Source organism: Streptococcus nakanonensis (assembly GCF_059738785.1).
Genome location: NZ_AP027139.1, coordinates 1,815,444 through 1,841,032, shown reverse-complemented (window position 1 = coordinate 1,841,032; position 25,589 = coordinate 1,815,444). Strand labels below are relative to the sequence as shown.

General features: G+C 37.3%; 25 protein-coding genes and 1 pseudogene. 13 read left to right on the top strand and 13 right to left on the bottom strand.

The features are described 5' to 3' along the window. Positions 1-74 precede the first annotated feature (74 nt). The 6 genes from AC6I9F_RS08730 to AC6I9F_RS08705 form a co-directional block, all read right to left on the bottom strand. A complete protein-coding gene (locus AC6I9F_RS08730) occupies positions 75-986 on the bottom strand; it encodes a PTS system mannose/fructose/sorbose family transporter subunit IID (protein WP_173278061.1) in 912 nt (303 codons plus the stop codon). Positions 987-1,009: 23 nt separating this feature from the next. Beyond that, the gene (locus AC6I9F_RS08725; RefSeq protein WP_498021710.1) at positions 1,010-1,813 is read right to left on the bottom strand and encodes a PTS mannose/fructose/sorbose transporter subunit IIC; all 804 of its coding nucleotides are present in this window, start codon (positions 1,811-1,813) and stop codon (positions 1,010-1,012) included. 25 nt (positions 1,814-1,838) lie between these two features. Beyond that, positions 1,839-2,828, bottom strand: coding sequence for a PTS sugar transporter subunit IIB (locus tag AC6I9F_RS08720; protein WP_498021708.1), 990 nt, complete (start codon positions 2,826-2,828; stop codon positions 1,839-1,841). A gap of 234 nt (positions 2,829-3,062) precedes the next feature. Continuing rightward, positions 3,063-4,082 carry an alcohol dehydrogenase AdhP gene (gene adhP / locus AC6I9F_RS08715; RefSeq protein WP_218764683.1) on the bottom strand — a complete coding sequence of 340 codons (1,020 nt, stop codon included), beginning with the start codon at positions 4,080-4,082 and terminating at the stop codon, positions 3,063-3,065. A gap of 367 nt (positions 4,083-4,449) precedes the next feature. Then, a complete protein-coding gene (locus AC6I9F_RS08710) occupies positions 4,450-4,608 on the bottom strand; it encodes a hypothetical protein (protein ID WP_498021706.1) in 159 nt (52 codons plus the stop codon). 16 nt (positions 4,609-4,624) lie between these two features. Continuing rightward, positions 4,625-5,437, bottom strand: coding sequence for a Cof-type HAD-IIB family hydrolase (locus tag AC6I9F_RS08705; protein WP_498021704.1), 813 nt, complete (start codon positions 5,435-5,437; stop codon positions 4,625-4,627). Between the two features lie 189 nt (positions 5,438-5,626). Here AC6I9F_RS08705 and AC6I9F_RS08700 point away from each other — a divergent pair, with 189 nt between their 5' ends. The 6 genes from AC6I9F_RS08700 (at position 5,627) to folK (ending at position 11,756) form a co-directional block, all read left to right on the top strand. Next, positions 5,627-7,045 (top strand): NCS2 family permease, encoded by a 1,419-nt coding sequence (locus tag AC6I9F_RS08700; RefSeq protein WP_498021703.1) that lies wholly within the window; start codon positions 5,627-5,629, stop codon positions 7,043-7,045. 104 nt (positions 7,046-7,149) lie between these two features. Beyond that, positions 7,150-7,857 carry a CPBP family intramembrane glutamic endopeptidase gene (locus AC6I9F_RS08695; protein ID WP_498021701.1) on the top strand — a complete coding sequence of 236 codons (708 nt, stop codon included), beginning with the start codon at positions 7,150-7,152 and terminating at the stop codon, positions 7,855-7,857. A 124-nt stretch (positions 7,858-7,981) separates the two neighbouring features. Beyond that, complete coding sequence (gene folP / locus AC6I9F_RS08690; protein WP_431716747.1) at positions 7,982-8,926, top strand: dihydropteroate synthase; 945 nt, start codon at positions 7,982-7,984, stop codon at positions 8,924-8,926. 1 nt (position 8,927) lies between these two features. Then, positions 8,928-10,250, top strand: coding sequence for a bifunctional folylpolyglutamate synthase/dihydrofolate synthase (locus AC6I9F_RS08685; RefSeq protein ID WP_498021700.1), 1,323 nt, complete (start codon positions 8,928-8,930; stop codon positions 10,248-10,250). Beyond that, positions 10,231-10,785 (top strand): GTP cyclohydrolase I FolE, encoded by a 555-nt coding sequence (gene folE, locus AC6I9F_RS08680; RefSeq protein ID WP_485678372.1) that lies wholly within the window; start codon positions 10,231-10,233, stop codon positions 10,783-10,785. The genes AC6I9F_RS08685 and folE overlap by 20 nt, the downstream gene beginning before the upstream one ends. Before the next feature lie 158 nt (positions 10,786-10,943). After that, entirely contained in the window at positions 10,944-11,756 is an 813-nt protein-coding gene (folK, locus tag AC6I9F_RS08675) for a 2-amino-4-hydroxy-6-hydroxymethyldihydropteridine diphosphokinase (protein ID WP_173253115.1), read from the top strand. Between the two features lie 76 nt (positions 11,757-11,832). Here folK and AC6I9F_RS08670 read toward each other — a convergent pair whose 3' ends face one another. Both AC6I9F_RS08670 and AC6I9F_RS08665 read right to left on the bottom strand, forming a co-directional pair. Next, the gene (locus AC6I9F_RS08670; RefSeq protein WP_262081894.1) at positions 11,833-11,955 is read right to left on the bottom strand and encodes a hypothetical protein; all 123 of its coding nucleotides are present in this window, start codon (positions 11,953-11,955) and stop codon (positions 11,833-11,835) included. A 6-nt stretch (positions 11,956-11,961) separates the two neighbouring features. Then, positions 11,962-12,279, bottom strand: coding sequence for a DUF960 domain-containing protein (locus tag AC6I9F_RS08665; protein WP_000886037.1), 318 nt, complete (start codon positions 12,277-12,279; stop codon positions 11,962-11,964). A gap of 358 nt (positions 12,280-12,637) precedes the next feature. Between AC6I9F_RS08665 and rplM the strand changes: the two genes are divergently transcribed. Next, positions 12,638-13,084: a 50S ribosomal protein L13 gene (rplM, locus tag AC6I9F_RS08660; protein ID WP_001044624.1), complete on the top strand. Its 447-nt coding sequence runs from the start codon at positions 12,638-12,640 to the stop codon at positions 13,082-13,084. Between the two features lie 18 nt (positions 13,085-13,102). Next, positions 13,103-13,495, top strand: a complete 393-nt coding sequence (rpsI, locus tag AC6I9F_RS08655; RefSeq protein WP_004257208.1) for a 30S ribosomal protein S9 — start codon at positions 13,103-13,105, stop codon at positions 13,493-13,495. A 106-nt stretch (positions 13,496-13,601) separates the two neighbouring features. Here rpsI and AC6I9F_RS08650 read toward each other — a convergent pair whose 3' ends face one another. Next, positions 13,602-13,742: a ketohydroxyglutarate aldolase gene (locus tag AC6I9F_RS08650; protein ID WP_173282927.1), complete on the bottom strand. Its 141-nt coding sequence runs from the start codon at positions 13,740-13,742 to the stop codon at positions 13,602-13,604. Between the two features lie 21 nt (positions 13,743-13,763). Beyond that, the gene (locus AC6I9F_RS08645) at positions 13,764-14,060 is read right to left on the bottom strand and encodes a cytoplasmic protein (protein ID WP_173282926.1); all 297 of its coding nucleotides are present in this window, start codon (positions 14,058-14,060) and stop codon (positions 13,764-13,766) included. A gap of 995 nt (positions 14,061-15,055) precedes the next feature. On the opposite strand from AC6I9F_RS08645, the gene AC6I9F_RS08640 reads away from it, so the two are divergent. Together AC6I9F_RS08640 and AC6I9F_RS08635 are read left to right on the top strand one after the other, a co-directional pair. Next, positions 15,056-15,397, top strand: coding sequence for a helix-turn-helix domain-containing protein (locus AC6I9F_RS08640; RefSeq protein WP_084888172.1), 342 nt, complete (start codon positions 15,056-15,058; stop codon positions 15,395-15,397). Between the two features lie 65 nt (positions 15,398-15,462). Continuing rightward, positions 15,463-16,983, top strand: a complete 1,521-nt coding sequence (locus AC6I9F_RS08635; protein ID WP_173282925.1) for a hypothetical protein — start codon at positions 15,463-15,465, stop codon at positions 16,981-16,983. Between the two features lie 70 nt (positions 16,984-17,053). Here AC6I9F_RS08635 and AC6I9F_RS08630 read toward each other — a convergent pair. The 3 genes and pseudogenes from AC6I9F_RS08630 to AC6I9F_RS08620 form a co-directional block, all read right to left on the bottom strand. Then, positions 17,054-18,483 (bottom strand): annotated as a pseudogene (locus AC6I9F_RS08630) (IS1182 family transposase). A gap of 202 nt (positions 18,484-18,685) precedes the next feature. Then, positions 18,686-20,224: a response regulator transcription factor gene (locus tag AC6I9F_RS08625; RefSeq protein ID WP_498021695.1), complete on the bottom strand. Its 1,539-nt coding sequence runs from the start codon at positions 20,222-20,224 to the stop codon at positions 18,686-18,688. Beyond that, positions 20,205-21,875 (bottom strand): sensor histidine kinase, encoded by a 1,671-nt coding sequence (locus tag AC6I9F_RS08620; protein WP_498021693.1) that lies wholly within the window; start codon positions 21,873-21,875, stop codon positions 20,205-20,207. The genes AC6I9F_RS08625 and AC6I9F_RS08620 overlap by 20 nt, the downstream gene beginning before the upstream one ends. A 202-nt stretch (positions 21,876-22,077) precedes the next feature. On the opposite strand from AC6I9F_RS08620, the gene AC6I9F_RS08615 reads away from it, so the two are divergent. From AC6I9F_RS08615 to AC6I9F_RS08605, 3 genes are read left to right on the top strand one after another with little or no spacing between them, the layout of a single operon-like run. After that, positions 22,078-22,995: an ABC transporter permease gene (locus AC6I9F_RS08615; protein WP_000861540.1), complete on the top strand. Its 918-nt coding sequence runs from the start codon at positions 22,078-22,080 to the stop codon at positions 22,993-22,995. Between the two features lie 17 nt (positions 22,996-23,012). Beyond that, a complete protein-coding gene (locus AC6I9F_RS08610) occupies positions 23,013-23,909 on the top strand; it encodes a carbohydrate ABC transporter permease (RefSeq protein ID WP_000870790.1) in 897 nt (298 codons plus the stop codon). Positions 23,910-23,918: 9 nt separating this feature from the next. Beyond that, a complete protein-coding gene (locus tag AC6I9F_RS08605; RefSeq protein ID WP_261016375.1) occupies positions 23,919-25,484 on the top strand; it encodes a type 2 periplasmic-binding domain-containing protein in 1,566 nt (521 codons plus the stop codon). Positions 25,485-25,589 lie beyond the last annotated feature (105 nt).

The following is a 25,589-nucleotide window of genomic DNA, read 5'->3' as shown; positions in this document are numbered from 1 at the left end:
TGATTTTCATTGAGTATAAAAGCATAGAAAAAAGGAATCAGATTTTAGAACCTGGTTCCTTTTAAGTTGCTTGATTACATGATGTGAAGAACATGTGCCACAATACCCACTGCGAAGAGGGCAAGGATGATAGTGATTGGAGATACTTTTTTCTTAAGCAAGTACATGCAAAGGAAAGTAAGGAGTAGTCCTGATAGTCCAGGAATCAACATATCCAAGTTTTGTTGGAAAGTAGTAACTTTTTCAGGTGTTTGAGACAATCCTTGTCCTACTTGTGCGAATGCTTCTTGGATACCTTTAGATCCTTCTGGCAATTTATCCCAATGGATATAAGCCTTTTCATCTAGTTGAACTTTGGCAACATCGAAAGCAAATTTAATATTTACCCAACGTTGAACAAGGACAGCAAGAATGAACATACCAAGGATAGAAGCTCCTTTAGTGATGTCTTGAAGGATACCGCCAGACATATCTTTAGTGATTTCTGATCCAGCCTTGTATCCAATCTCTTGAACATACCACAAGAATGACATACGAATCAAGTTCCATGCAACGAAGAAGAGGAGTGGTCCCAAGATATTGCCAGTAAGGGCAAGTGAAGCACCGAGTGATCCAAGGATTGGGCGTACTGTAAACCAGAATACTGGGTCACCGATACCAGCAAGAGGTCCCATCATACCGATTTTAACCCCTTGGATAGCAGCGTCATCAATTTCAACACCGTTAGCACGTTCTTCTTCAAGTGCAAGAGTAACCCCCATGATTGGAGCGGCTACGTATGGGTGAGTGTTGAAGAATTCAAGATGGCGTTCAAGAGCAGCGATTTGATCTTCTTTTTTAGTGTAGAGTTTTTTAAGAGCTGGAATTAATGAGTAAGCCCAACCCAAGTTTTGCATACGTTCATAGTTCCAAGAACCTTGTAAGAAAGTCGAACGCCACCAAACTTTTTTACGATCTGATTTAGTTAATTGAAGTTTTTCAGTCATGATGTTTTCAGTCCTTTCTTATCTTAGTAGTCTTCTAGGATATCGCCGATTGGGTCGTTAGAAGTCGCGGCTCCTCCGCCACCATTTCCACCAGTTTTAGAAAGGTGAAGGTAGATAAGAGCGATAGCAACACCGATAGCACCAAATCCGATTAGAGTAATATCTGACACGGCAGCAAGCACGAAACCAATAGCGAAGAATGGCCATACTTCACGAGTTGCCATCATGTTGATAACCATAGCGTAACCAACGGCAACGACCATACCACCACCGATAGCCATACCGTCTTTGAGCCAGTCTGGCATAGCGCTAAGGATACTTTGTACGGTTTCAGTTGGTACCATTAGAAGGAGTGCTGCAGGGACTGCAATACGAAGACCTTGAAGAAGAAGTGCGACAAAGTGAGCACGTTCAACTGCTTTGAAGTCACCTTTTTTAGCAGAAGCATCAGCAGTGTGAACCAATCCGACAGAGAGTGTACGGACAATCATAGTCAAGAATAGACCAGCAACTGCAAGAGGGATAGCAACCGCTTGGGCAACACCGATACCTGTCTTGGTAAAGTCGCCACCAAGAACCATGATAATGGCAGCAGCAACAGAAGCAAGAGCAGCGTCAGGAGCTACGGCAGCTCCGATGTTAGCCCAACCAAGGGCGATCATTTGAAGAGAACCACCAAGGATAATACCTGCTTCTAAGTGACCTGTTACAAGCCCAATAAGAGTACAGGCTACAAGTGGTTGATGGAATTGGAACTGGTCGAGGATACCTTCAAGACCTGCTAGGAAGGCTACAACGACTACTAAAACCATAGAAATAATAGACATCTTTAAAATCCTTTCATAAAATCGATTATTGTACGTTTGCTTTATTGATCAAGTCAAACAAATCTTTTTTTGTGTCGTTTGGTACTTTACGGACATCAAATTCAACACCCAGGTCACGCATTTTTTCAAATGTAGCAACGTCTTCTTTGTCCATAGACAAAACGTTGTTGACCATTGTTTTACCTGTTGAGTGAGCCATAGAACCAACGTTAAGAGTCTTGATTGGCACGCCTCCTTCGATGGCACGAAGGGCATCTTGAGGTGTTTCAAACAAGATAAGGGCATGTGTTTCTCCAAAACGTGGGTCTTTTGAAACCTCAATCAATTTTTGAATTGGAACCACGTTAGCTTTGACATTACCTGGAGCTGCTTGTTTAATCAATTCTTTACGTAATTCGTCTTTAGCTACGTTATCTGAAGCAACGATGATACGGTCTGCTTTTGAATCTGGAGTCCAAGCAGTTGCAACCTGACCGTGAAGTAAACGAGTGTCTAGACGTGCAAGGTTGATTTTGAGTTTACCGTCTCCGATGATAGTTCCTTCTGGAATAGCAGCTTGGGCAACTGGAGCAGCTGCAGCGCTTGCTACTTCCTCAACTGGGTTGAGCTCTTCTGGAAGAGCTTTGATGCCATCTTTGGCTTCTTTGATGATATTCGCAGCGACTTTTTCTACACCTGCAGCAGCATCCATGAGGCGCTCTGTATAGGCTTGAATCAACATCGGTAAATTAAGTCCTGTGATGATGGCAAACTTACGCTCAGGATTTTCTCCCATCACGCGACTAGCTTGGTTAAATGGAGATCCACTCCAAAGGTCAGCCAAAACTAGAACCTCATCTTCTGCGTCAAATGCAGCAACAGCGTTATTAAACTTAGCGTATAGATCATCAGGGCCTTCATTTGGCATAAAGGTTACAACTTGAACCTTTTCTTGTTCACCAAAGATCATAGATCCTGACTGATGAATACCCGCAGCAAATTCGCCGTGGCTCGCAATAATGATTCCGATACTCATTATTGTCATTCCTCCTTTTTTGTTTTAGTTTTCGTTTAAGAAAACTTTAAGACTTTTTAAGTATAAACCGTTTTCATCTAAAAATCAACTATTTATAATAAAATAATTAAAAAAACTACATTTGAAAATATTGATATATTGAGTTTTAGAGAAGTTTTTTTGAATCCTTATTTAAAAATTTAATATAAAAAAGTTGGAAAAAGTTTCCAACTTTTAAAATAGGTTTCTAATAGATTAGTGGGTGAAGTCGAGTACCATACGTCCTTGGATTTGACCTTTTTCCATTTCGTCGAAAATGGCTACGGCATCTTCTATTGGACGTTTTTGAACAACTGGAACTACTAAACCTTCTGCACCGAATTGGAAGGCTTCTTCCAAGTCTTTACGAGTTCCGACAAGAGAACCGATGACTTGGATTCCATCTAAAACTGTTTTCACGATGCTGAGTTCCATCATTTCAGAAGGAAGACCAACAGCGACGACGCGACCACCGGCACGAACTGAGTCAACAGCCTGGTTGAAGGCAACTTTAGACACAGCAGTTACGACAGCTGAATGAGCTCCTCCATCAGTTTTTTCCTTGATGAGTCCTGGTACATCATCAACTTCGAGGCCGTTAATAACGACATCAGCACCTACTTCTTTTGCAAGGGCAAGTTTGTCGTTGTTGATATCGACTGCGATAACATGAGCATTGAATACTTTTTTAGCGTATTGAACAGCGAGGTTACCAAGTCCACCTGCACCGTAAAGGACAACCCATTGACCTGGTTCAACTTTTGCTTCTTTTATAGCTTTATAGGTTGTTACACCAGCACATGTGATAGAAGAAGCTTGGGCTGGATCAAGTCCGTCAGGAACTTTGACAGCATAGTCAGCAGTTACGATACATTGTTCAGCCATACCACCATCTACTGAGTAGCCAGCATTTTTTACTGTACGGCAAAGAGTTTCACGGCCAGTTGTACAGTATTCGCAAGTGCCACATCCTTCAAAGAACCAAGCAACGCTGACGCGGTCACCGACTTTAAGGCTTTTCACATCTGGGGCAATTTCTTTAACGATACCAACACCTTCGTGGCCAAGAACACGTCCTGGTACTTGACCAAAGTCACCATGAGCAACGTGGAGATCGGTGTGGCAAACACCGCAGTATTCAATTTCTACAAGTGCTTCCCCAGTTTCAAGTGGGCGGAGTACTTTTTCTTCAACAGCAACACCAGTGCTTTCTGGATTTACAACAACAGCTTTCATAGCTATCCTCCTTTATATTGACCGAGAACAGGGACAACGGGACTGGATTGATTTTGTGTCAACAGAGTCGAGTGTGACGAGCTCTCTTGTATTTATATGTGAAGTATATCACAAAAGAAAGCCTTTTCCAAGGTTTTGGAGGCAAAAAGTAGAACAATCGATTAACTGGTTGATGAGACTGTGAAAAGAGCACAAAGAGTCTGGGACAAAAAGATTTTGATTTTAGGAATTCTTTATTATAAGTTTTTAAAATCGATAGATTAGACAAAAAAGCGAACAAAACAGAATTCTGTTTTGTTCGCTTTTTATATTTAAGGTTAGACTTTTGTCCCAGACTCATACTCTTCGAAAATCTCTTCAAACCACGTCAGCTTCGCCTACCGTATATATGGTTACTGACTTCGTCAGTTTCATCTACAACCTCAAAACAGTGTTTTGAGCTGACTTCGTCAGTTTCATATACAATCTCAAAGCAGTGCTTTGAGCAACCTACAGCTAGCTTCCTAGTTTGTTCTTTGATTTTCATTGAGTATCAGTATAGGTTATAAGAATAAGTCTTGCAGGGTTTTAGCAACCCCATCTTGGTCATTGGTTAGGGCGATTTGCTCATCTGCATAGGGGAGCAAGTCTGGATTGGCATTTTTCATGGCATAGCCCTTTCCAGCAAAAGCTAGCATTTCGGTATCATTGTGTTCATCTCCAAAGGCAATCAAATCCTTTTTATCGCGGTTCATTACCTTGAGCAAGTAGTCCAAAGCAAAGGCCTTATTGACACCTTTTGGGGTACACTCAAGGATATTGAGCGGACCTCCCCAGGTATTGATAGACAGTTGATGCTGGTAGAAGGCGTTCATTTCTTTTGCCAAGGCATATTTGTCACTGACTCTGGTCTGCAAGAGGATACAGTTAGGATCCTTGGTTACCAACTCAGGCTTAAATTGATCTTCAGGCTGGAAAGCTTCTACACCAAATAGTTTAGGACTGGCAATTTCTTCATTAGGGTTTGTAATGTAGAATTTTTTCCGATATTCTCCAGCGATAAAATCGGCTTGAATGTCCTCTGAACGTTGAACCATATCCAGCAGATATTTTTTGTCTACCGTCAAACACTTTTCAAAGTCCCAAACTTGGTCTGGTAAATGAGTAAGGGAGCCGTTGAAATTAATCATAGGAGTGTCTAAGCCTAGTTCACGGTAAAAATCTTTTGACATGCGGTAAGGGCGACCCGTCGTAATAATAACCTGATGGCCTTTTTCAGCAACTTTTTTAATAGTTTCTTTGGTAAAGTCAGAAATCTGACTGTCCGAGTTGAGCAGGGTTCCATCCAGGTCAACTGCAATAATTTTCTTCGTCATATAAACCTTTCTAGTCTCTTTCCAGATAAGATGTCTTCTATTATAACAAAAAGCAGAGAGAAAAGCAGATTAGAAACAAAAAATGAAATTCTATCAAATTCTTAAATAAATCAAACAAAGATATTGAAAAAGTGAATGATAAATGATATAATTCTATTATTGTTCGTAAAAATTAAAAGGAGATTGATAATGGACAAATTATTTAAACTAAAAGAGAACGGTACAGACGTTCGTACAGAGGTTCTCGCTGGTTTAACAACTTTCTTTGCAATGAGCTATATTCTCTTTGTAAACCCGCAAATGCTTTCACAAACAGGGATGCCTGCTCAGGGTGTTTTCCTAGCAACGATTATTGGTGCAGTAGCTGGTACCCTGATGATGGCCTTCTACGCTAACTTACCTTATGCCCAAGCGCCAGGTATGGGACTCAATGCCTTCTTCACCTTTACAGTTGTATTCGGGCTTGGTTATTCATGGCAAGAAGCTCTAGCTATGGTCTTTATCTGTGGAATTATCTCATTGATTATTACCTTGACAAATGTTCGTAAAATGATCATTGAATCGATTCCAAACGCCCTTCGTTCAGCTATTTCAGCTGGTATCGGTGTCTTTCTTGCCTATGTAGGGATTAAGAATGCTGGACTTTTGAAATTTACGATTGATCCAGGTAACTATACTGTTGTAGGAGAAGGGGCTGACAAAGCGCAAGCAACGATTGCAGCAAACTCTTCAGCAGTTCCAGGATTGGTCAGCTTTAATAATCCAGCTGTTTTGGTGGCTCTTGCAGGACTTGCCATTACTATCTTCTTTGTTATCAAAGGGATTAAAGGGGGAATTATCCTCTCTATCTTGACAACAACTGTTCTTGCTATTGCAGTTGGTTTGGTAGATTTGTCAAGCATCGATTTTGCTAATAACCATGTTGGTGCAGCTTTTGAAGATTTGAAGACAGTCTTTGGTGCAGCTCTTGGTTCAGAAGGTTTGGGAGCTTTGGTTTCAGATACAGCTCGCTTGCCTGAAACGCTTATGGCTATTCTTGCCTTCTCATTGACAGATATTTTTGACACAATTGGTACCCTGATCGGTACAGGTGAAAAAGTTGGTATCGTAGCGACCAATGGTGAAAATCACCAATCAGCTAAGTTGGATAAGGCTCTTTACTCTGATTTGATTGGAACGACAGTCGGTGCCATCGCAGGTACTTCGAACGTAACGACTTATGTTGAGTCTGCTGCTGGTATTGGTGCAGGTGGACGTACTGGTTTGACAGCCTTGGTCGTAGCTATCTGTTTTGCGATCTCAAGCTTCTTTAGCCCGCTTCTAGCGATTGTACCAACAGCCGCTACAGCTCCAATCTTGATTATCGTTGGGATTATGATGTTGGCTAGCTTGAAAAATATCCATTGGGACGATATGGCTGAAGCGGTTCCTGCCTTCTTCACATCTATCTTTATGGGATTCAGCTACTCTATCACTCAAGGGATTGCAGTTGGTTTCTTGACTTACACTTTGACTGAGCTTGTCAAAGGTCAAGCTAAAGATGTTCATGTCATGATTTGGATTTTGGATGCCTTGTTTATCCTGAACTACATCAGCATGGCCCTATAAATGCTATAATATAAAAAGGGGTTCTCCCCTTTTTATATTATAGTTACTTGAAAATTGCTTCAAACTAGGTAGGTGATTTTGATTGAATGGTAGGAGTATAATTGATGATAAAAAAGAATATTTGGGATGAAGTATTAAACAGGGGGAAGTGGTTAATAATCTTTCTAGTAGGGCTTTTGTTTTCTCAGTTTCCTTTAGCCCTAGCAACTTTTCTAACTAGCAGAAAATTTCCACTGCTTCAAACTGGACTATTAGTAGGGGTCTTATCTCTTGTGGTTTTAACTGTATTTATAATAGGTGCTAGGAAAACACAGTTGGCTAGTTTTGGTTTATCGTTTTTCAAGGCTAAGGATTTGGCTAGATTGGCCTTAAGCTATCTAGTGATTCTTGCCTTTAATATTCTTGGTGTGGTCTTACTGCGTTTGATGAATGAAACAACAACCAGCAATCAATCAAATATTAATGATTTGGTCCAGAATAGTTCCTTAATTTCCAGTTTTTTCTTACTGGTTCTAATAGCTCCTATTTGTGAGGAGATTTTATGTCGAGGGATTGTTCCTAAAAAGATTTTCCGAGGCAAGGAGAACTTGGGATTTGTAGTCGGTACGATTGTGTTTGCTTTATTGCATCAACCAAGTAATTTACCTTCTTTATTGATTTATGGAGGTATGTCGATCGTTCTGTCTTGGACGACCTACAAGACCCAACGTTTGGAAATGTCGATCTTGCTTCACATGATTGTTAATGGGATTGCTTTCTGTTTGTTGGCTCTTGTGGTGATTATGAGTCGGACATTAGGAATTTCTGTTTAAAAGCTTTTATGTAGAAACCGACCTCTTTCTACTAGGGAAAGATGAATGCAATCGTGTCCATCTTTTTCTTTTTATGGTAAAATAGAAAAATAATAAGATGAAAAGCCTTGAGGGAGTGACCGATATGTCAAGTAAAGCCAATCATGCAAAAACAGCTATTTGCGGAATTATCAATGTAACCCCAGACTCCTTTTCGGACGGTGGTCAATTTTTTGCTCTTGAGCAGGCACTCCAGCAGGCTCGTAAATTGATAGCAGAAGGAGCCAGTATGCTCGATATCGGCGGAGAATCGACTCGGCCGGGCAGTAGCTATGTTGAGATAGAAGAGGAAATCCAGCGTGTTGTTCCAGTGATCAAAGCGATTCGCAAGGAAAGTGATGTCCTCATCTCTATTGATACTTGGAAGAGTCAAGTAGCAGAGGCTGCTTTGGCTGCTGGTGCCGATCTAGTCAATGATATCACTGGTCTTATGGGTGATGAGAAAATGGCTCATGTGGTAGCTGAAGCGAGAGCGCAAGTGGTCATCATGTTTAATCCAGTTATGGCGCGACCTCAGCACCCTAGCTCGCTCATCTTCCCTCATTTTGGTTTTGGTCAAGCTTTTACAGAGGAAGAGTTAGCTGACTTTGAAACATTGCCAATCGAAGAATTGATGGAGGCTTTCTTTGAACGAGCACTAGCGAGAGCGGCAGAAGCTGGTATTGCACCAGAAAATATCCTGTTGGATCCAGGAATTGGCTTTGGTCTGACCAAGAAAGAAAATCTCCTCCTTTTACGGGACCTGGATAAACTACATCAGAAGGGCTATCCAATCTTTCTCGGAGTGTCGCGCAAGCGATTTGTCATCAATATCCTTGAAGAAAGTGGGTTTGAAGTCAATCCTGAGACAGAGCTTGGTTTCCGAAATCGGGACACGGCTTCGGCTCATGTAACTAGTATCGCTGCGAGACAGGGTGTAGAAGTGGTGCGCGTGCATGACGTAGCTAGTCACAGGATGGCAGTTGAAATTGCCTCTGCCATTCGTCTGGCTGATGAAGCGGAAAATTTAGATTTAAAACAATATAAATAAGATGAAAGAAATTGAAAACAATCAGTGGATTGCTAACTACCGGACGGATCAACCGCATTTTGGATTGGAACGAATGGTGGAACTGTTAGCTTTGCGTGGCAATCCCCATCTCAAACTCAAGGTCATCCATATCGGAGGGACTAACGGCAAGGGTTCGACCATTGCTTTTTTGAAAAATATGCTAGAAAAGATGGGGCTGAGAGTTGGTGTTTTCAGCTCGCCCTATCTCATTCATTACACAGACCAGATTAGCATCAATGGGGAATCCATTCCAGTGTCTAGGCTAGAAGCCCTCATGGCAGACTATCAGTCTTTGCTTGAAGGAGAAGTGGCTGCCAATTTGCAGGGGACAACCGAGTTTGAGATTATCACAGCCATAGCCTATGACTACTTTGCCTCGGAGCAAGTAGAAGTGGCTATCATGGAAGTGGGCATGGGTGGGCTTTTAGATAGTACCAATGTTTGCCAGCCTATTCTAACAGGCATTACGACCATTGGCTTGGATCATGTGGCCCTACTTGGTGACACCTTGGAGGCCATAGCAGAGCAGAAAGCAGGTATTATCAAACAAGGGATTCCCTTGGTAACAGGGCGTATTGCTCCAGAAGCGCTAGCTGTGATTGACTCTATTGCGGCAACTAAAAATGCGCCGAGACTTGCCTATGGGACAGATTATCAGGTTCGTCATCAAGAAAGTGTGGTGACAGGGGAAGTCTTTGACTATACCAGTTCTCTCAGACAAGGTCGCTTCCAGACCGGCCTGCTTGGTTTGCACCAGATAGAGAATGCTGGGATGGCCATAGCTTTACTTGATACTTTTTGTAAAGAAGATGGTCGAGAACTAGTAAGCAATGACTTGCTTGATCAAGCCTTGGAAGAAACAAGGTGGCCGGGACGTTTGGAAGTTGTGTTGAGAGACCCCTTGATGATTTTGGATGGAGCCCATAATCCCCATGCTATCAAGGCTTTAATAGCAACTTTGCAAGAACGCTTTGCGGATTATCGTAAGGAAATCCTCTTTACTTGTATCAAAACCAAGGCCTTGGAGGATATGTTGGACTTGCTGGGGGCCATGCCAGATACCGAGCTTACTCTAACACATTTTGACGATAGTCGGGCGACTGATGAAAGCGTGCTGAAAGAGGCAGCTAAGTCTAGAAATCTCAACTACCAAGGTTGGCAGGATTTTCTAGAGCAGAAATTGACAGATAAAAAAGAAGAGAAACAAACAGTTAGGATTGTCACAGGTTCCTTGTATTTCTTGAGCCAAGTGAGAGCCTATCTAATGGAGAGGAAAAACGAAAATGGATACACAAAAGATTGAAGCAGCTGTAAAAATGATTATCGAGGCCGTCGGAGAGGACGTTAATCGCGAGGGCTTGCAGGAAACACCTGCTCGTGTGGCCCGTATGTACCAAGAGATTTTTTCAGGTCTTGGTCAAACAGCAGAGGAACATTTGTCAAAATCCTTTGAGATTATTGACGATAATATGGTGGTAGAAAAGGATATCTTTTTCCACACCATGTGTGAGCACCACTTCTTGCCATTTTATGGGAAAGCGCACATTGCCTACATTCCAGATGGCCGTGTGGCAGGCTTGTCTAAGCTAGCCCGTACGGTTGAAGTTTATTCGAAAAAGCCACAAATTCAAGAACGGTTGAATATCGAAGTGGCCGATGCCTTGATGGATTATCTGGGTGCTAAGGGAACCTTTGTTGTCATTGAAGCAGAACATATGTGTATGAGCATGCGTGGTGTCAGAAAACCAGGCACTGCAACCTTGACGACAGTAGCTCGTGGTCTATTTGAAACAGATAAGGACCTCCGCGACCAAGCTTATCGTTTAATGGGACTATAACACTCTTCGAAAATCAAATTCAAACCACGTCAGCTTCCATCTGCAACCTCAAAACAGTGTTTTGAGCAGCCTGCGACTAGCTTCCTAGTTTGCACTTTGATTTTCATTGAGTATAAAAAGAATCCGCTTCAAGCGGATTTTTCGAGAAAGGAATCATTATGGATCAACTGCAGATTAAAGATTTGGAAATTTTTGCCTATCATGGTCTTTTTCCTAGTGAGAAAGAATTGGGGCAGAAGTTTGTCGTTTCAGCCATCCTATCCTATGATATGACCAAGGCAGCGACAGACTTGGATTTAACGGCTTCTGTCCATTATGGAGAACTGTGTCAGCAGTGGACGACTTGGTTTCAGGAAACAACTGAGGATTTGATTGAAACGGTAGCTTATAAACTGGTGGAACGTACTTTTGAGGCCTATCCTCTTGTCCAAGAAATGAAGCTGGAACTGAAAAAACCTTGGGCGCCAGTGCATTTGCCACTAGATACTTGCTCGGTAGCCATTCATCGCCGCAAGCAACGATCCTTTATCGCCCTAGGAAGCAATATGGGAGATAAACAAGCAAACTTGAGACAAGCCATTGAGAAAATGCGAAATCGAGGTATCCATATTCTCAAAGAGTCCAGTGTCTTGACGACGGAGCCTTGGGGTGGTGTGGAGCAAGATAGCTTTGCTAATCAAGTGGTTGAAGTAGAAACATGGTTGCCTGCCCCAGTGCTATTAGAAACCTTGTTAACCATTGAAGCAGAGATGGGACGGGTGAGAGAAGTGCATTGGGGACCTCGTTTGATTGATTTGGACTTGCTCTTTGTGGAGGACCAGGTCATTTATACAGACGACCTCATCCTGCCTCATCCTTACATAGCGGAACGCCTTTTTGTCCTTGAGTCCTTACAGGAAATTGCGCCTCATTTTATCCATCCGACATTAAAGCAACCGATCCGTAACTTGTATAATGCTTTGAAAAAATAGAAAAAACTCTAGTTTTCAGTCGTTTGCAACTGAAGGCTAGAGTTTTTATACTCTTCGAAAATCTCTTCAAACCACGTCAGCTTCCATCTGCAACCTCAAAACAGTGTTTTGAGCTGACTTCGTCAGTTCTATCCACAACCTCAAAGCAGTGCTTTGAGCAACCTGCGGCTAGCTTCCTAATTGGCTCTTTGATTTTCATTGAGTATTAAAATAGGTCATTTTCTTCTGGGAGGAGGATAGTCTCTCTACCATCCATATCTAAAACCAGAACTCTCGGGGGATAAAGAGGGTCGAAAGGATGATTAAAGTCAAAATCAATGGCTGTGGGGAGGTGTTGACTTGAGAAGTGGAAGGTAATTTTTCCTTGGTTATTGAGCAATTGAAACTCAAGTTCTTCTTCCAATTCAAAGACATTTTTTAAGAAGTGGTCAATAATATACCAAAAAGAATCAATGACATCATCAGGCAAGCTGGTAACAATGCCAAAACTAGCAGACCGCATCTGGGTATTGGTAAAAGCCATATTTTTGCCCCCTTTCTTTTCCCTTATCATACAGCAAATAGGATTAAAAATCAAGAAAAGGTGATTTTTTGAAAAGGATTTTAGCTACAGGGAAAAAATCCCAAAAATCTCCCGAAGTTAATAGGTAAATTCCCAAATTAACTTGATTATATGACTTTCAGTTACTTTGAGAAGTTACGGAAGTTACCGTTCAGAAAAATATTTTTCATATCTATTGACTTTTAGGGGTGAAATTTGGTATTATAGTAGGCGGTATTGTTTACCCCATTTGAAAGGCCCCGGAACCTTCCAAATACTTTTCGATGGGAAGGAACACCCATCACCGTAAACAAAAATCGAACTATATATAGGAGAAATCATGAACAAAACAACATTTATGGCTAAACCAGGCCAAGTTGAACGTAAATGGTACGTAGTTGACGCAACTGATGTACCACTTGGACGTCTTTCTGCAGTAGTTGCTAGCGTACTTCGCGGAAAAAACAAACCAACATTTACACCACACACTGATACAGGTGACTTTGTGATTGTTATCAATGCTGAAAAAGTTAAATTGACTGGTAAAAAAGCAACTGATAAAATCTACTACACTCACTCAAACCACCCAGGTGGATTGAAACAAATCTCTGCAGGTGAACTTCGTTCTAAAAATGCAGTACGTTTGATTGAGAAATCAGTTAAAGGTATGCTTCCACACAATACTCTTGGACGCGCTCAAGGTATGAAGTTGAAAGTATTTGTTGGAGCTGAGCACACTCACGCTGCACAACAACCAGAAGTTCTTGATATTTCAGGACTTATCTAAGGAAAGGAACAATAAAGTATGTCACAAGCACAATATGCAGGTACTGGACGTCGTAAAAACGCTGTTGCACGCGTTCGCCTTGTTCCAGGAACTGGTAAAATCACTGTTAACAAAAAAGATGTTGAAGAGTACATCCCACACGCTGACCTTCGTCTTGTAATCAACCAACCATTCGCAGTTACTTCAACTACAGGTTCATACGACGTTTTCGTTAACGTTGTAGGTGGTGGATACGCTGGTCAATCAGGAGCTATCCGTCACGGTATCGCTCGTGCCCTTCTTCAAGTAGACCCAGACTTCCGCGATTCATTGAAACGCGCAGGACTTCTTACACGTGACTCACGTAAAGTTGAACGTAAGAAACCAGGTCTTAAGAAAGCTCGTAAAGCATCACAATTCTCAAAACGTTAATCAATACGGTTATATCAACGTTTCAAAGCACTCAAGAGTTTACCTCATGGGTGCTTTTTTTATGTTTTTTGAAAAAGTTCACCTCAAAGTTTACCTTATTTTCACCTTATTGTTTTAGAGACTTTAAGGCAAATTCACCAACGGTCATGGGAATAACGTTAGAAGTATTGACATAAATTTGAGTTATACCTGTATCGCTGTGTGTTAGAGCTTTATAGATTTCATAGTTTAATCCAGTTTTAGCCATTTTGTTTTCTCCTTTATTTTGTTATTTCTTAATCACTAGCTTCTCAGCAAAAACGTTGGGAGCAGGTGCGACAGAATTTCCATTCAGCGAAGTATCTGATAAGAAAATAGGATTAACTGCTTCAACAAGAGTATCTTCTGGAAAGACAGTGGTAGAAGCAGGTGTGATAACGTGGAAGGCACCATGAGTTTCACTATTTAGAATATGTCTTTGGTACTTTCCTTCTTTACCAAAGACATAACGAGGAGTGTTTCCCAATTTTTCATAGTAAGCTAGACCGATAAATTCTGGTTTCATTTTTAAAGTTTCTGGGATCATAAGTTTTTTCCTTTCTGATTGTAAAATAAAAAGAGGCTGGGACAAAAGTCTAATCTTAAATATAAAAAGCGAACAAAACGAGTTATCTGAAACTTAGAATCCTGTTTTTGTTCTCTTTTTTTGTATAATTTATCGATTTTGAAATTTTATAATAAAGAATTCCTAAAATCAAAATCTTTTTGTCCCAGCCTCTTGAGTAGTAGTGAGTAGAGAGTTTACGTTTAAACATTCTAGTATAGAATTCCACTTCGCATGAGAAAATCCTGTAACAAGTGATTTCTTTGCTAAAGACTCTAAATCATTCAAAGCTTGAGTGTATAGCTGTGCGGTTAGCTTATCAGATGAACTGAATATTCTATAAGTAAAAGTGTAATTATCGTAAAGTCGTTTACATTGTAGTGCGAAAAAAGTTAGTCATAGTTTTCTCCTTTATTATAAAAGTGAAAAAGCTACTAAGTAAAAAGAAGACTTAGTAGCTTGAGAGTGAGTCTATCTGATAAGGATAGACAGCAGTAAAGAAAAGTTATTTGGTTGAAGGATCCCTCCTTCACGGTGGCAACGTTTAGCAAGGTGCTTTGCATGAATTACTATCGCTCTCCCAGCCAACCTCAATAGGTAGTCATTATCATACTCATTGGGTTCTCTTACGCCCTTTGGCGAAGCTAGTTCACTTTACTATTCGGAAAAGTGCGAAAGTCCGAAATGCGTGGAAGCCCATAAGAATATAATCTTGTTTTCTATCGCTTGTTTTCTATCTTCACTTCAACCATAAAAGGGGCTTGATTTTTCTTATCAAAACATTTACAATAAAGGTACGAAGTTTAGTGTTGTTTTGGCAATCAGTCTTCTGGTTGTCAGACGCACTTTTTATTAAATTGTCAATAATCGTGATTTAGCTTTGAAGATAAGGTTATTATTTTCAATCGCTATACAACTAATAGTTGTTATTGTCAACGATTTTTTGCAAAAATTTAAAATATTTTTTGAGGTCACATATGGAATTTGCAGAACGCTTGAAAACACTAAGGAAACAGGTGAAACTAACACAAGCTCAAATAGCTGAAAAACTAGACATTTCCCAACAAGCATATGCTTCATGGGAACGTGGAGTAAAAAAACCAACACAAGAAAATCTTGTTAAAATTGCACAAGTTTTGAATGTTTCAATTGACTATTTAGTTGGGAACTCAGAAGAAAAATCAGATGAATTAGATAATATTGAATTGCTTTTCCGTATGAACTCAAAGGGACTGACCGAAGAAGAAAAGGAAGTATTCAAGAAAGAGTTGATTGAGTTTATGGAAGAGCGGAAGAAGTATTTTGAGAGAAAGAATTAGTGATAACTATTGAAAAACTAGTAATAGCTTGATATAATGTTGTTAACATTTTGGAGGCTTTAAAATTGATTATTAATCATGAAGAATTTTGGATTGCTATAATATTTTTGAGTGCTTTATTTTTTTTATTGTGGAATATAAATAGGTCAAAAGATGACTACATCAAAGATTTAAGTAAAGCTTTATTAGGTTCGTTATTTTCATTAGCAATCGTTTTTGGAGGCTACAATTCTTTTCGTTCTGAAACGGGTATGTTTCATAAACTAGTTTCGGGTGAGGTTATAGTTGGAATTGCAGTTGCTTTTCCTATTCTGCTAACATGGTATCGAAAAGATAAAAAAGAAAAAAAAGAAGAGAATGAGACTAAAAAGAAGCAATATATTTATCAAGTATATACGGAGTTAAAAAGTGATTACCTGAAATTGAAAGAAGACTTTCACAAAAAAGAAATGAATCAAATTTTAACTTTGGTTAGCCTTGAACAGATTATTGATAGAATTGAGCTGTTTGAGAGAATTTCAGGAAGTGAAGTAGATAAACCTAATGAATCATTTGAACCTATTGATTTCTTGTCCTTATTTGTATCGATACAAGAAAAATTAAAGAATCTTAGACCTGAATTTGAAATTTCAAAAGATCCCAATTCACTATATTATTCTTGGAGGATTCTCAATAATAAAATTATACATAAAATAAAATCTACAGCTCCTAATTATATGAATTTTGAAGATGTTTGTGCTATTGATTTTAATAAAAATTCTGATTTGCTTTGGAAATATGCACGAGCTTCGTCTTTTTATGGCTGTGAGTTTAAAGCTAATGATTTAATGCAGTTTATTACTGTGAATGATGGTTTATATATTTTTAAAGATGTTTTCTTGGACAGGAAACTAACTTCTGAGGAAATTTCTCAAATTAAGGATGATATTGAGTTAAAAAGTTATTTCTATATTGATGAATTTGGTTCTATTCATAAATATCAGACTGATCAAGAAATTTCAAAAGAAAAAACTGTAATGTCCACTGAACAAAAAACTTCTAAAGATAATCAAAAAGATTTAAATTCAGCAATCAATAGAAAACAAAAGAATAAGACTCAAAAGATATTGGCTGATACAGGAGGAGAAGATGAGGAAGAGTATCGAAAGCCTTTTATATATGAACGTAGAGATTTATCAGACTATGGACCGATAAACATGTTTATAGAATGTGGAAAAGCTTTAGACGTTAGTATAAATGAAGAAAATTCAGGTGTTAAACAGCAGATTTTCAATATCTTGAAAAGAGTATATGAAAAGTCACTTAACAACATGTCTAAAGACAATAGTTTTATTAGTATTAGTAAAAACTTTATTCCAGAAATGAAAGATAGTGATAAGGAGAAATTTGAGTGGCATTCATGGAATGTGTTGACAGAGAAAAAAATTAATGACCATAGCATATCGTTCTTTATTTTCGCTATTAAAATAACTGAAATAAAATTTGAATGTATTGTTATAACGAGAAAAGAGCTTACTGAATTACTTAAACTTAAGAATAAAACGATAGATAATAGATATTTCTTCTATTTCGCAAGGTTGAAATAATAGAGCCTGAGACAAAATAGTTCTCGACCACAAAAAAGCTAGAGATTTCCAATTGTGGAACTCTAGCTTTTTAATTTTGAGTCGTTCTCTTATTGTATTTTAGGAGGTTATTGGCCATAAGTACCAATCCCATGTCAATTCTCACTTGACGCTTCCCTCTCAGATTACATCTCTTGTAACCCAAACAAGCCTTTATCTGCCCAAAGACAGGTTTCACATCAATCTTGCGTTGAGCGAAAATCTGTCTACCTTCAGGAGATAAAAGCGCCTGACATTCTTTAGCTTTCAAGTTTTGATAGCGTTCGTTCATATACAGTCCCTTTTGGGGGGCTGATTCAAGTTCGTCAGCGTAGTAAACCTTGATTTCCTGTTGAAAGTCCGTCTGTGTTTTCTGGTGCTTGATATGGTGAAAACGATAGCACCAGCCATCAGGATGTGTGTAGCTATCCTCCTTGTCATCATAGTACCAATTCGCTAAGTTTCTAGCCGACTGTTTATACCCTCTTTTCTGTTCCTTATCAAACATGGCATATTTAATCAGATGGTTTACCTCCTTTTCATCTAAACGAAGGAGGTTCTCTTCACTTCCATATACAGCATCTGTGACAACTGTCTTCAAGTCATGCGGATAAGTTTCAAGGAATGGCAGAAGAGTCTTGGTGTCTGTCGGATTTGAGAAGACATCATAGTGAAGAACAAATTGATTTTCAGTAGCGATTTGAAGATTATAAGCAGCCTATAGTTTTCATATTTTTCAGCACGTACTGAAAAATCCTCCTTGACTTTACGCAAGACTTTCTTGAGTTTACGACGCTGGGTTTTACGTTCATCCTTTCCTTTAACGGGTGTCTCCTCAATGTCCTGGTTCAGTTTTTCTAATTCTTCTTCAAGGACTTGAGCGAATGCAAGCAACTGCTCTGAAGAAATTGCTTCTTCTTCATCCAGCTTAATAGCCTGATGGATAAGGGGTGTGATTTCTTCTTGAAAATAGACTTGTATCTGTTCTTGAAGTTTGGCGGAGAATTTCTCTGTCGCTTTCTTCCACACAAAACTATACTTGTTGACATTGGCTTCAATCTTAGTCCCGTCAATAAACAGACAATCTAAAGTCACTAACTCTTCCATTTTTAAACGAAGATTGAGGTCGATGAAAAGATTGCGAATGAGTTCTTCCATCCCTTCAGCTACACGAAACCGATTGATGGTGCGGTAGCTGACAAGCAACTGCCCTGTTAGGTATTGCATAGCCAGATTTTCAACCATCATTTTTTCAATTTTTCGACCAGAGAAAATCCCTTGTGAATAGGCAAATAGAAGAGTAGATACAAGCATTTTAGGGTGATAAGACGGGCGACCAAAGGCATGATAGAAGGTATGGAAGTGACAATCTTCCAAGGTATTCACCACTTTTTCAATCGTAAAGACGAGATGGTCTTGTGGCAAGAAGGAACTGATTTCTAGTGGTAAAGTTGTTTGATTTGTGTTATAGTGAATATGCATGGGATAGCCTTCCTAAATGGTTTATTAAGCAATTCTATTTTACCAAGACTATCGCAACCATGCAAAAAAGCAACGGTAAATCCGTTGCTTTTTTTGGGACATAAGAGACTATTGTCCCAGACTTATCTTTGGAAAAACTGTAGAATGTCAAAAATTACTACAGACCTTGAATTTTACTTATCATTTCAATGATTTAGATTGCTTACATTTTATTTTGATATGTTTTACGGTAATCTCCAGGAGAAAGTCCAGTCCTTTGTTTAAAAATTTTAGTAAAGTAAGAATAATTATCATACCCTACTTGACAAGATACTTGTGATATCGAGATATTTGTTTGAGATAGGAGAGATTTAGCAGCATTAATGCGCTTATCCGTTATATATTTAACAAGAGTTTCTCCAGTTTCTTTTTTAAAAATTCTAGCTAAATGATCTGCACTGAGATAAACCATATCTGCTAAGATAGAACGATTTATATCTTCATAGTAGTGATGATCTATGTATTCGACGATGCGTTGAATACTATTTTTTTGGTTTTCAATGTTTGTTGCAAATTTCTTAGCATGTGACCAGTAATAATCAAAGTAATCCTGAAAAGATTCAATTGAATGAAAGCGTCGTTGGAATAAGAAATCATGAGTGCTATTTTGGAACAATTTATGTGCCGAGATTCCATTTTGATCTAGATATATTCCTATTTGTTGAGTCCAATCTAGTAAAATTTGTTGTAGTGTGAAAGTAGGAATTTGAGAATTATAAGCAAGTGAATTAATTTTTTCTCTTAATTCGTATTCACTTAAGGTATCTAAAAAAGTAATTGAAAGAGTTTCTGTTTTAAAGGAAGTTGGAAAACTATGTGGAACACATGTAATAGTATTCCAATAAGAAACATATTGTTCATTATAAGTGTAGAGTTCTTTGGTATGAAATAAAATATCGGATAGTTTATGGCAACTCTTATATATAATGTTTGAGTATTTACTAAAATTATTAGAAATTTGAGAATGAATTTCATATGCCAATTTGTCACTACGTTTGGATGAGTCTACTCTAAAGAGACAAACATATTGATCAACCTGGCTTTCCATCTTGAACAAACTTATCAGCTTATAAGAAGGTTGTGAAATTCTTTGAAGTTCTCTTTTTAGTTGAGAAGTCCATGATGGAGTTTCTGCAGAATAATCTTCTTCATTAAGATTGATTGTTAAAACTGCAAGGAAAAAATATTGGTGTTTTTTAAGAATAAAACCTTGTTTGCTTGCTATGTTTTCTAGCTCATCAATGCGAGAAATTTGAGGTTTTCTAAGGTAATCATACCAGAAGTTCTCTTCTATTTGTAAAAGTGCATCATTTTTTCCGTTTAAGTTATGATTCTCAATTTTACTAATGGCTTTTTGAATAATAAATTCTAATTTTTCAAAGTTAATGGGTTTTAGATAGTATTCGAAGCTTTGTAATTCAATTGCTTTTTGAGCATAGTTGAAGTCGGCGTAATTGGTTAAAAAAATTGTTTTTATATCATATTTTTCATTTCTAATCCACGATAAGAGTTCGAGGCCGCTGCCTTGAGGCATTTCTATATCGCTTATCATGAGATCAATAGGATGCTCTCTAATAATATTTTGAGCTTGAGTGAGGCTATAGGCAACATAAACAGTGTCAATGTGTAGTTTAGCCCAATTTATTTTCTCTCGTAAAGCCTCAATGATAAAGCGATCGTCATCAACTAATAAGATGTTCATTATAACCTCCGTCTATAATCTTGTATGGAATAAGTAAAAGAATTTTAGCCCCACCTTCTTCATTATTTTCAAATGCAATACTATAGTCATTAGGATAGAGAAGATTTAAACGTTCGATGGTGTTTGTGATCCCAATATGATGTCCATCTTCTGTTATTAGAGACTGTTTTTGATTTAGTTTTGATAAAATTTCTTCAGAGAAACCTGGACCATTATCCTCGATACAAATCTGAATATAATCTGAGTTCTCAGTTTTTACTTTTTTTATTGATAGTAAAATTGTAAATAAATCTTGAAATGAAAAACCGTGTTTGATTGTGTTTTCAATAAACGTTTGTAACAGTAATGATGGGACAAGAGTATTTTGTAAATCAGAATTGTAGTCTAGTGAAAAGTAGATACTATTTCCATATCGAATTCGTTGTATTTCTAAATAATCTTTAATATGCTGAACTTCATCTTTAAGTTCTGAAAAATCTTGATTAGCCATAAATAAATGACGGAGATAATTTGAAGTTAGGATAGTTAACTCTTCAATTTCCTTATAGTTTTTTGTTTGAAGCATACTATGAATCATTGATAACATATTTAAGTAGAAATGCGGTCGGATTTGATTTTTAAGATAATTAAGTTCAATCTTCTTAAGTTCTAGTTGTGAATGGTATTCTCGTATTTTTAATTCTTGCATGTCAAATATTACTTTATTAAGTTTATCATTTGCCTTATCAATTTCTAGTATACCTTCAGATATAAAAAATTCAGAAGGGGGGATGGAGTCCCCAAGTTGAGAGAGTCGTTCAGTGAGTCTTGTTATTGGTTTAATCATCCATTGACGAATATACAGGATAATGATGATTGATAAAATGGTAATAATGATAGGAACGGCTGATAAAAATACTTCTAAGAGTGTGATATTTCTAAAGACTTCGGCATAATCGACTAAAACATAAATATCGAAAGGTAAATGCGTTTTTTCATTTTGAGCATGAATCAGGTAGTTTTCGGAGGGTATATTATTAGGCTCTTTTAGGGAGAGTTTACCATTATTTCCAATATTAAGTTTTCTTAGAGGTTTTAGGATATCTTCTGAAGATATGACGGCATAAATGATTTTTCCTTCGTAATGAACAGATTTAACTAAGTATTCGCTGTTTTTAGTGGTTACATTTTTCCATTTACGGTCACTTATATCACTACGCAATGATTTTAGATTTGATTTTAATAGTAGATAATCTTCATATGGAATATAAAGATTGGAGACGTTTATAAAATGTTCAGTACTATCGGTTTCTAATAAGAATGTCATATGAGTTTCATTTTGATATTCAAACTCTGTAAAGCTAGTTTGAACTTTTTTAAGATTTTCTTGATACTCAAGAAACGTTTGTACATGATTTAAGTTCTCTAAAGATTCATTATGTGTTATTGTTGAGTACATAAAGCGTTCTACAGAATGCAATTTCTCATTAACAGAATCAGCATAAATTTCAATTGAACTACGTAGGTGTACTATATTTTGGTTTTTAATAAAATTTCTGGTGATGTTACTCATAGCAATATTGATTAAAATATTTATCAATAGTAGTACAAGTAGGAGTTTAAAGAAAAAATGAATGGAATGTTTTTTTGATAAGTCGTGATTTAATTTCATATACTATTCTCCTCTTAAAATTATAGCACTTTGAAAATACGATATCATGTAACAAAACAGATATGTTTTTTCAAGATGTCGGAAAAGTAATAGTTTTTAAAATTAAAAAACTGAAAAATTGATAAACCTAGTCCAAAAAGTTCTATTAAGAGAATTCTATATGGTGTAAAATAATCGTAGAAAATCAGATGGGAGGAAAAACATGAAAGTAGCATCTCAACTTCATAAAATAAAATTAAAGCATAGTATTCCGTTATATATATTACTTTTTCCTTCAATATTGCTATTAATTTTATTTTCCTATATTCCCATGTTGGGACTAATTATTGCATTTAAAGACTATTCACCAGCCAATGGTATCTTTGCTAGTCAGTGGGTAGGATTTAAGTACTTTACTCAATTTTTCTCATCATTCCAATTCGGGACAACTATGTTCAATACATTAAAAATTTCACTTTATAGTATTGTAGTAGGATTCCCCTTACCTATTATACTAGCTATCATTAGTAATCAGTTAAGAGTTGGGAAATTTAGAAAAATATTTCAAGTGACAACTTACTTACCTCATTTTATCTCTACAATGGTTATGTGTGGGATGATCATCTTATTTTTATCTCCTACTAGTGGTTTGTTAGCGAATGTATTTAAGTCTGTTGGAATCACTATTCCAGATTTTTTATCAAAACCTAGTCATTTTGCAGGTGTTTATGTTTGGAGTGATGTATGGCAACATATTGGTTGGGATAGTATTATTTATCTGGCGGCGCTTTCTGCAATTGATCCTACATATTATGAGGCTGCAACTATGGATGGTGCCTCTAGGTTACAAAAAATTCGGCATATAGAATTACCATTGCTTTTGCCGACTGCTATGATTTTATTAATATTAAGAGCAGGTAGTTTATTAAGTGTAGGTTTTGAGAAAGTGTTACTACTGCAGAATCCACTTAATTTAGCAGGAAGTGAGATAATTTCGACCTATGTTTATAAAGTTGGTATGGTGAACTTTCAGTATAGTTATTCGACAGCTATAGGGTTATTTAACACCGTAGTCAATCTAATAATTTTGTTATCTGTTAACTGGTTCTCGAAAAGATATACTAGAACGGGTCTTTTTTAAAGGAAGGAGTGCTCAAGGTGAAATGGTTTCATAAATCAAGAAAAACAAACTCTGAATTATTATTTGATATAGTTACCTATGGTTTAGCAATTTTCCTTATCCTGTTAATTGTTTATCCGTTATGGTTTGTAGTGATTGCATCTTTTAGTAATCCTTCAGATGTTGCAAATGGGAAGGTATGGTTTATTCCTAGAGAATGGAAATTAGATGGATATTTACGTCTTATTCAACAACCTTTATTTTTGCGTAGCTATTTAAATACCATTTTATATACTGTTGTTGGTACCTTAGTTGCTTTAGTAGTCAATATTCCAGCTGGTTATGCTTTATCTAGAAAAGAATTAGTTGGTAGAAAGTGGATGAGTATTCTATACATAATCCCTATGTTTGTATCAGGTGGCTTGATTCCTACCTACTTAACAGTAAAGAATGTAGGCTTGATTGATACATTTTGGGTAATGGTAATACCTTTTGCAGTTTCATCATACAATATTATTGTTGCTAGAACTTTCTTTAATAATAGTATTCCAGACGGGATGTGGGAGGCTGCGCAAATTGATGGCTGTGGTACAATTCGTTATTTTATTAAAATAGTTGTTCCGTTATCAAAAGCTATTATAGCAGTTATTGGACTTTGGACTGCAGTTGGTATTTGGAATTCGTGGTTTAATGCTTTAATTTATTTAACGAATGAAAATTTACAGCCATTGCAATTAATTTTACGACGTTTACTAATTAGTAATCAAATGTTACAATCGCAAGCAACAGGAGAAGTTGCATCAGATCTTCGTATCAAAGCTGATATGATGAAATATGCAGCAATTGTTATTTCAACCGCTCCGATTATGTTGTTGTATCCCTTTGTTCAAAAATATTTTAATCAAGGCGTAATGATTGGAGCCTTGAAAGAATAGGAGAAAAACATGAAACATAAATCATTTACATATTTGTTCTTAGGAACAGTTACACTTGCTGGCTTAACAGCCTGTGCAAATTCCAATAATGCGAATAAGGACGATAAGTCTGGAGAAGATTCTTATAAAATCACAACTGTTCGTTGGTCTGACTGGGGGGAAGATTATCATAAAGGTTTTCTAACAGATTCGGCCAAGGAAGCAGGTATTGATGTTAAATGGGATACACTTGTAGCCGCAGATTGGGCAGATAAGAAATCTGTGTTGGTTGCTAGTGGAGATTTACCAGATGCATTTTTAGGTTCAAATGCTTTTACAGATTCAGAAATTGCTCAGAACCAATCTTTATTTATTCCATTGGAAGATTTAATCAAAGAAAACATGCCAAATTTAACTAAGGCTATGGAGAAAGAACCTAAGATTAAAGCTATGATTACTTCACCAGATGGTCATATCTACAGTCTACCTAAAAAATTACCGATGCGTCCTACAGTAGCTAATCAGCTATTTATTAATAAAAAGTGGCTGGATAATTTAGGATTAAAGGTTCCAGAAACTTATGATGATTTAGTAAAAGTACTACAAGAATTTAAGGATAAAGATGCGAACGGAAATGGAGATGCTTCTGATGAAATTCCATTCGGAGCAGGAAACTTTGATCCAACATTCTCATATATTCTTCCGTTCAATAATCGTTTAGGGGCAGATAATACGTATGAAATGTCTGTAAAAGATGGGAAACCAGTCTACCTTCGTACAGAGGAAAGTTATAAACAAGGGATTGCAGCAATGCACGAATCTTATAAAAAAGGTTTGATTGATCCGGAAATCTTTACAGAAGATACCTCTATGAGTGTAGCAAAACGTATGGATAAGGGAGTATCTAGAGTAGGTGTTTCTAGTGGTTGGACAGCAGATGCAACGTTTGGCTTACATTCAAGTGAATATATTGCTCTACCTGCTTTAAAAGGTATGGATGGTAAACAATATGTCTTTTCTGATCCAGATCATTACAACTATGGTCGAAATGAAATTTTGATTACAAATAAGAGTAAAAATCCTGCTAAATTATTGAAATGGTTGGATAAATTATATACAGATGAAGCAAGTATTCAGAATTTCTATGGATCATTTGGAATAGCTACTGAAAAGAATGGTGATAAGTTTAAAGTGTTACCTCCTAAAGATGGTAAATCAGCTGATGAATGGGCATGGATTAATTCACTTCGAGATTTTGGTCCTAAATACGTAAGCGATGATATCAATAGTCGCGTAGAAATCGATCAAACACAAGGTGATGGATTGAAATTGAAGATGGACCAAGATTTGAAACAATTTGCGTTGCCAGCTTACCCTAATGTGATTTATTCACAAGAAGAACTTAACAAATTATCATCAATCTATGTGAGTATTGAATCTTATGTCAAACAACAAGCATCTAAATGGGTAGTTGAAGGCGGCATAGAAAAAGAATGGGACTCATACAAAGAAACTCTTAAGAATATGGGATTGGACGAATTTATGAAGATTCAACAGGAAGCATATAATCGTTACCAAAAAGAAGTAAAAGAGTAATACTTTATATGAACTCTTGGTTGTATAAACAAGGGACTAGCTAATTACAGGAAGCGAGACTGATAACATCAAATTATCTCGCTTCCTTTATTCTAATTTTTAAAG

Excerpts from the sequence above, each read along its gene's own strand:
- AC6I9F_RS08730 (WP_173278061.1), bottom strand. The coding sequence starts at position 986 with ATGACTGAAAAACTTCAATTAACTAAATCAGATCGTAAAAAAGTTTGG.
- AC6I9F_RS08725 (WP_498021710.1), bottom strand. The coding sequence starts at position 1,813 with ATGTCTATTATTTCTATGGTTTTAGTAGTCGTTGTAGCCTTCCTAGCA.
- AC6I9F_RS08720 (WP_498021708.1), bottom strand. The coding sequence starts at position 2,828 with ATGAGTATCGGAATCATTATTGCGAGCCACGGCGAATTTGCTGCGGGT.
- adhP (WP_218764683.1), bottom strand. The coding sequence starts at position 4,082 with ATGAAAGCTGTTGTTGTAAATCCAGAAAGCACTGGTGTTGCTGTTGAA.
- AC6I9F_RS08710 (WP_498021706.1), bottom strand. The coding sequence starts at position 4,608 with ATGAAAATCAAAGAACAAACTAGGAAGCTAGCTGTAGGTTGCTCAAAG.
- AC6I9F_RS08705 (WP_498021704.1), bottom strand. The coding sequence starts at position 5,437 with ATGACGAAGAAAATTATTGCAGTTGACCTGGATGGAACCCTGCTCAAC.
- AC6I9F_RS08700 (WP_498021703.1), top strand. The coding sequence starts at position 5,627 with ATGGACAAATTATTTAAACTAAAAGAGAACGGTACAGACGTTCGTACA.
- AC6I9F_RS08695 (WP_498021701.1), top strand. The coding sequence starts at position 7,150 with ATGATAAAAAAGAATATTTGGGATGAAGTATTAAACAGGGGGAAGTGG.
- folP (WP_431716747.1), top strand. The coding sequence starts at position 7,982 with ATGTCAAGTAAAGCCAATCATGCAAAAACAGCTATTTGCGGAATTATC.
- AC6I9F_RS08685 (WP_498021700.1), top strand. The coding sequence starts at position 8,928 with ATGAAAGAAATTGAAAACAATCAGTGGATTGCTAACTACCGGACGGAT.
- folE (WP_485678372.1), top strand. The coding sequence starts at position 10,231 with ATGGATACACAAAAGATTGAAGCAGCTGTAAAAATGATTATCGAGGCC.
- folK (WP_173253115.1), top strand. The coding sequence starts at position 10,944 with ATGGATCAACTGCAGATTAAAGATTTGGAAATTTTTGCCTATCATGGT.
- AC6I9F_RS08670 (WP_262081894.1), bottom strand. The coding sequence starts at position 11,955 with ATGAAAATCAAAGAGCCAATTAGGAAGCTAGCCGCAGGTTGCTCAAAG.
- AC6I9F_RS08665 (WP_000886037.1), bottom strand. The coding sequence starts at position 12,279 with ATGGCTTTTACCAATACCCAGATGCGGTCTGCTAGTTTTGGCATTGTT.
- rplM (WP_001044624.1), top strand. The coding sequence starts at position 12,638 with ATGAACAAAACAACATTTATGGCTAAACCAGGCCAAGTTGAACGTAAA.
- rpsI (WP_004257208.1), top strand. The coding sequence starts at position 13,103 with ATGTCACAAGCACAATATGCAGGTACTGGACGTCGTAAAAACGCTGTT.
- AC6I9F_RS08650 (WP_173282927.1), bottom strand. The coding sequence starts at position 13,742 with ATGGCTAAAACTGGATTAAACTATGAAATCTATAAAGCTCTAACACAC.
- AC6I9F_RS08645 (WP_173282926.1), bottom strand. The coding sequence starts at position 14,060 with ATGATCCCAGAAACTTTAAAAATGAAACCAGAATTTATCGGTCTAGCT.
- AC6I9F_RS08640 (WP_084888172.1), top strand. The coding sequence starts at position 15,056 with ATGGAATTTGCAGAACGCTTGAAAACACTAAGGAAACAGGTGAAACTA.
- AC6I9F_RS08625 (WP_498021695.1), bottom strand. The coding sequence starts at position 20,224 with ATGAACATCTTATTAGTTGATGACGATCGCTTTATCATTGAGGCTTTA.
- AC6I9F_RS08620 (WP_498021693.1), bottom strand. The coding sequence starts at position 21,875 with ATGAAATTAAATCACGACTTATCAAAAAAACATTCCATTCATTTTTTC.
- AC6I9F_RS08615 (WP_000861540.1), top strand. The coding sequence starts at position 22,078 with ATGAAAGTAGCATCTCAACTTCATAAAATAAAATTAAAGCATAGTATT.
- AC6I9F_RS08605 (WP_261016375.1), top strand. The coding sequence starts at position 23,919 with ATGAAACATAAATCATTTACATATTTGTTCTTAGGAACAGTTACACTT.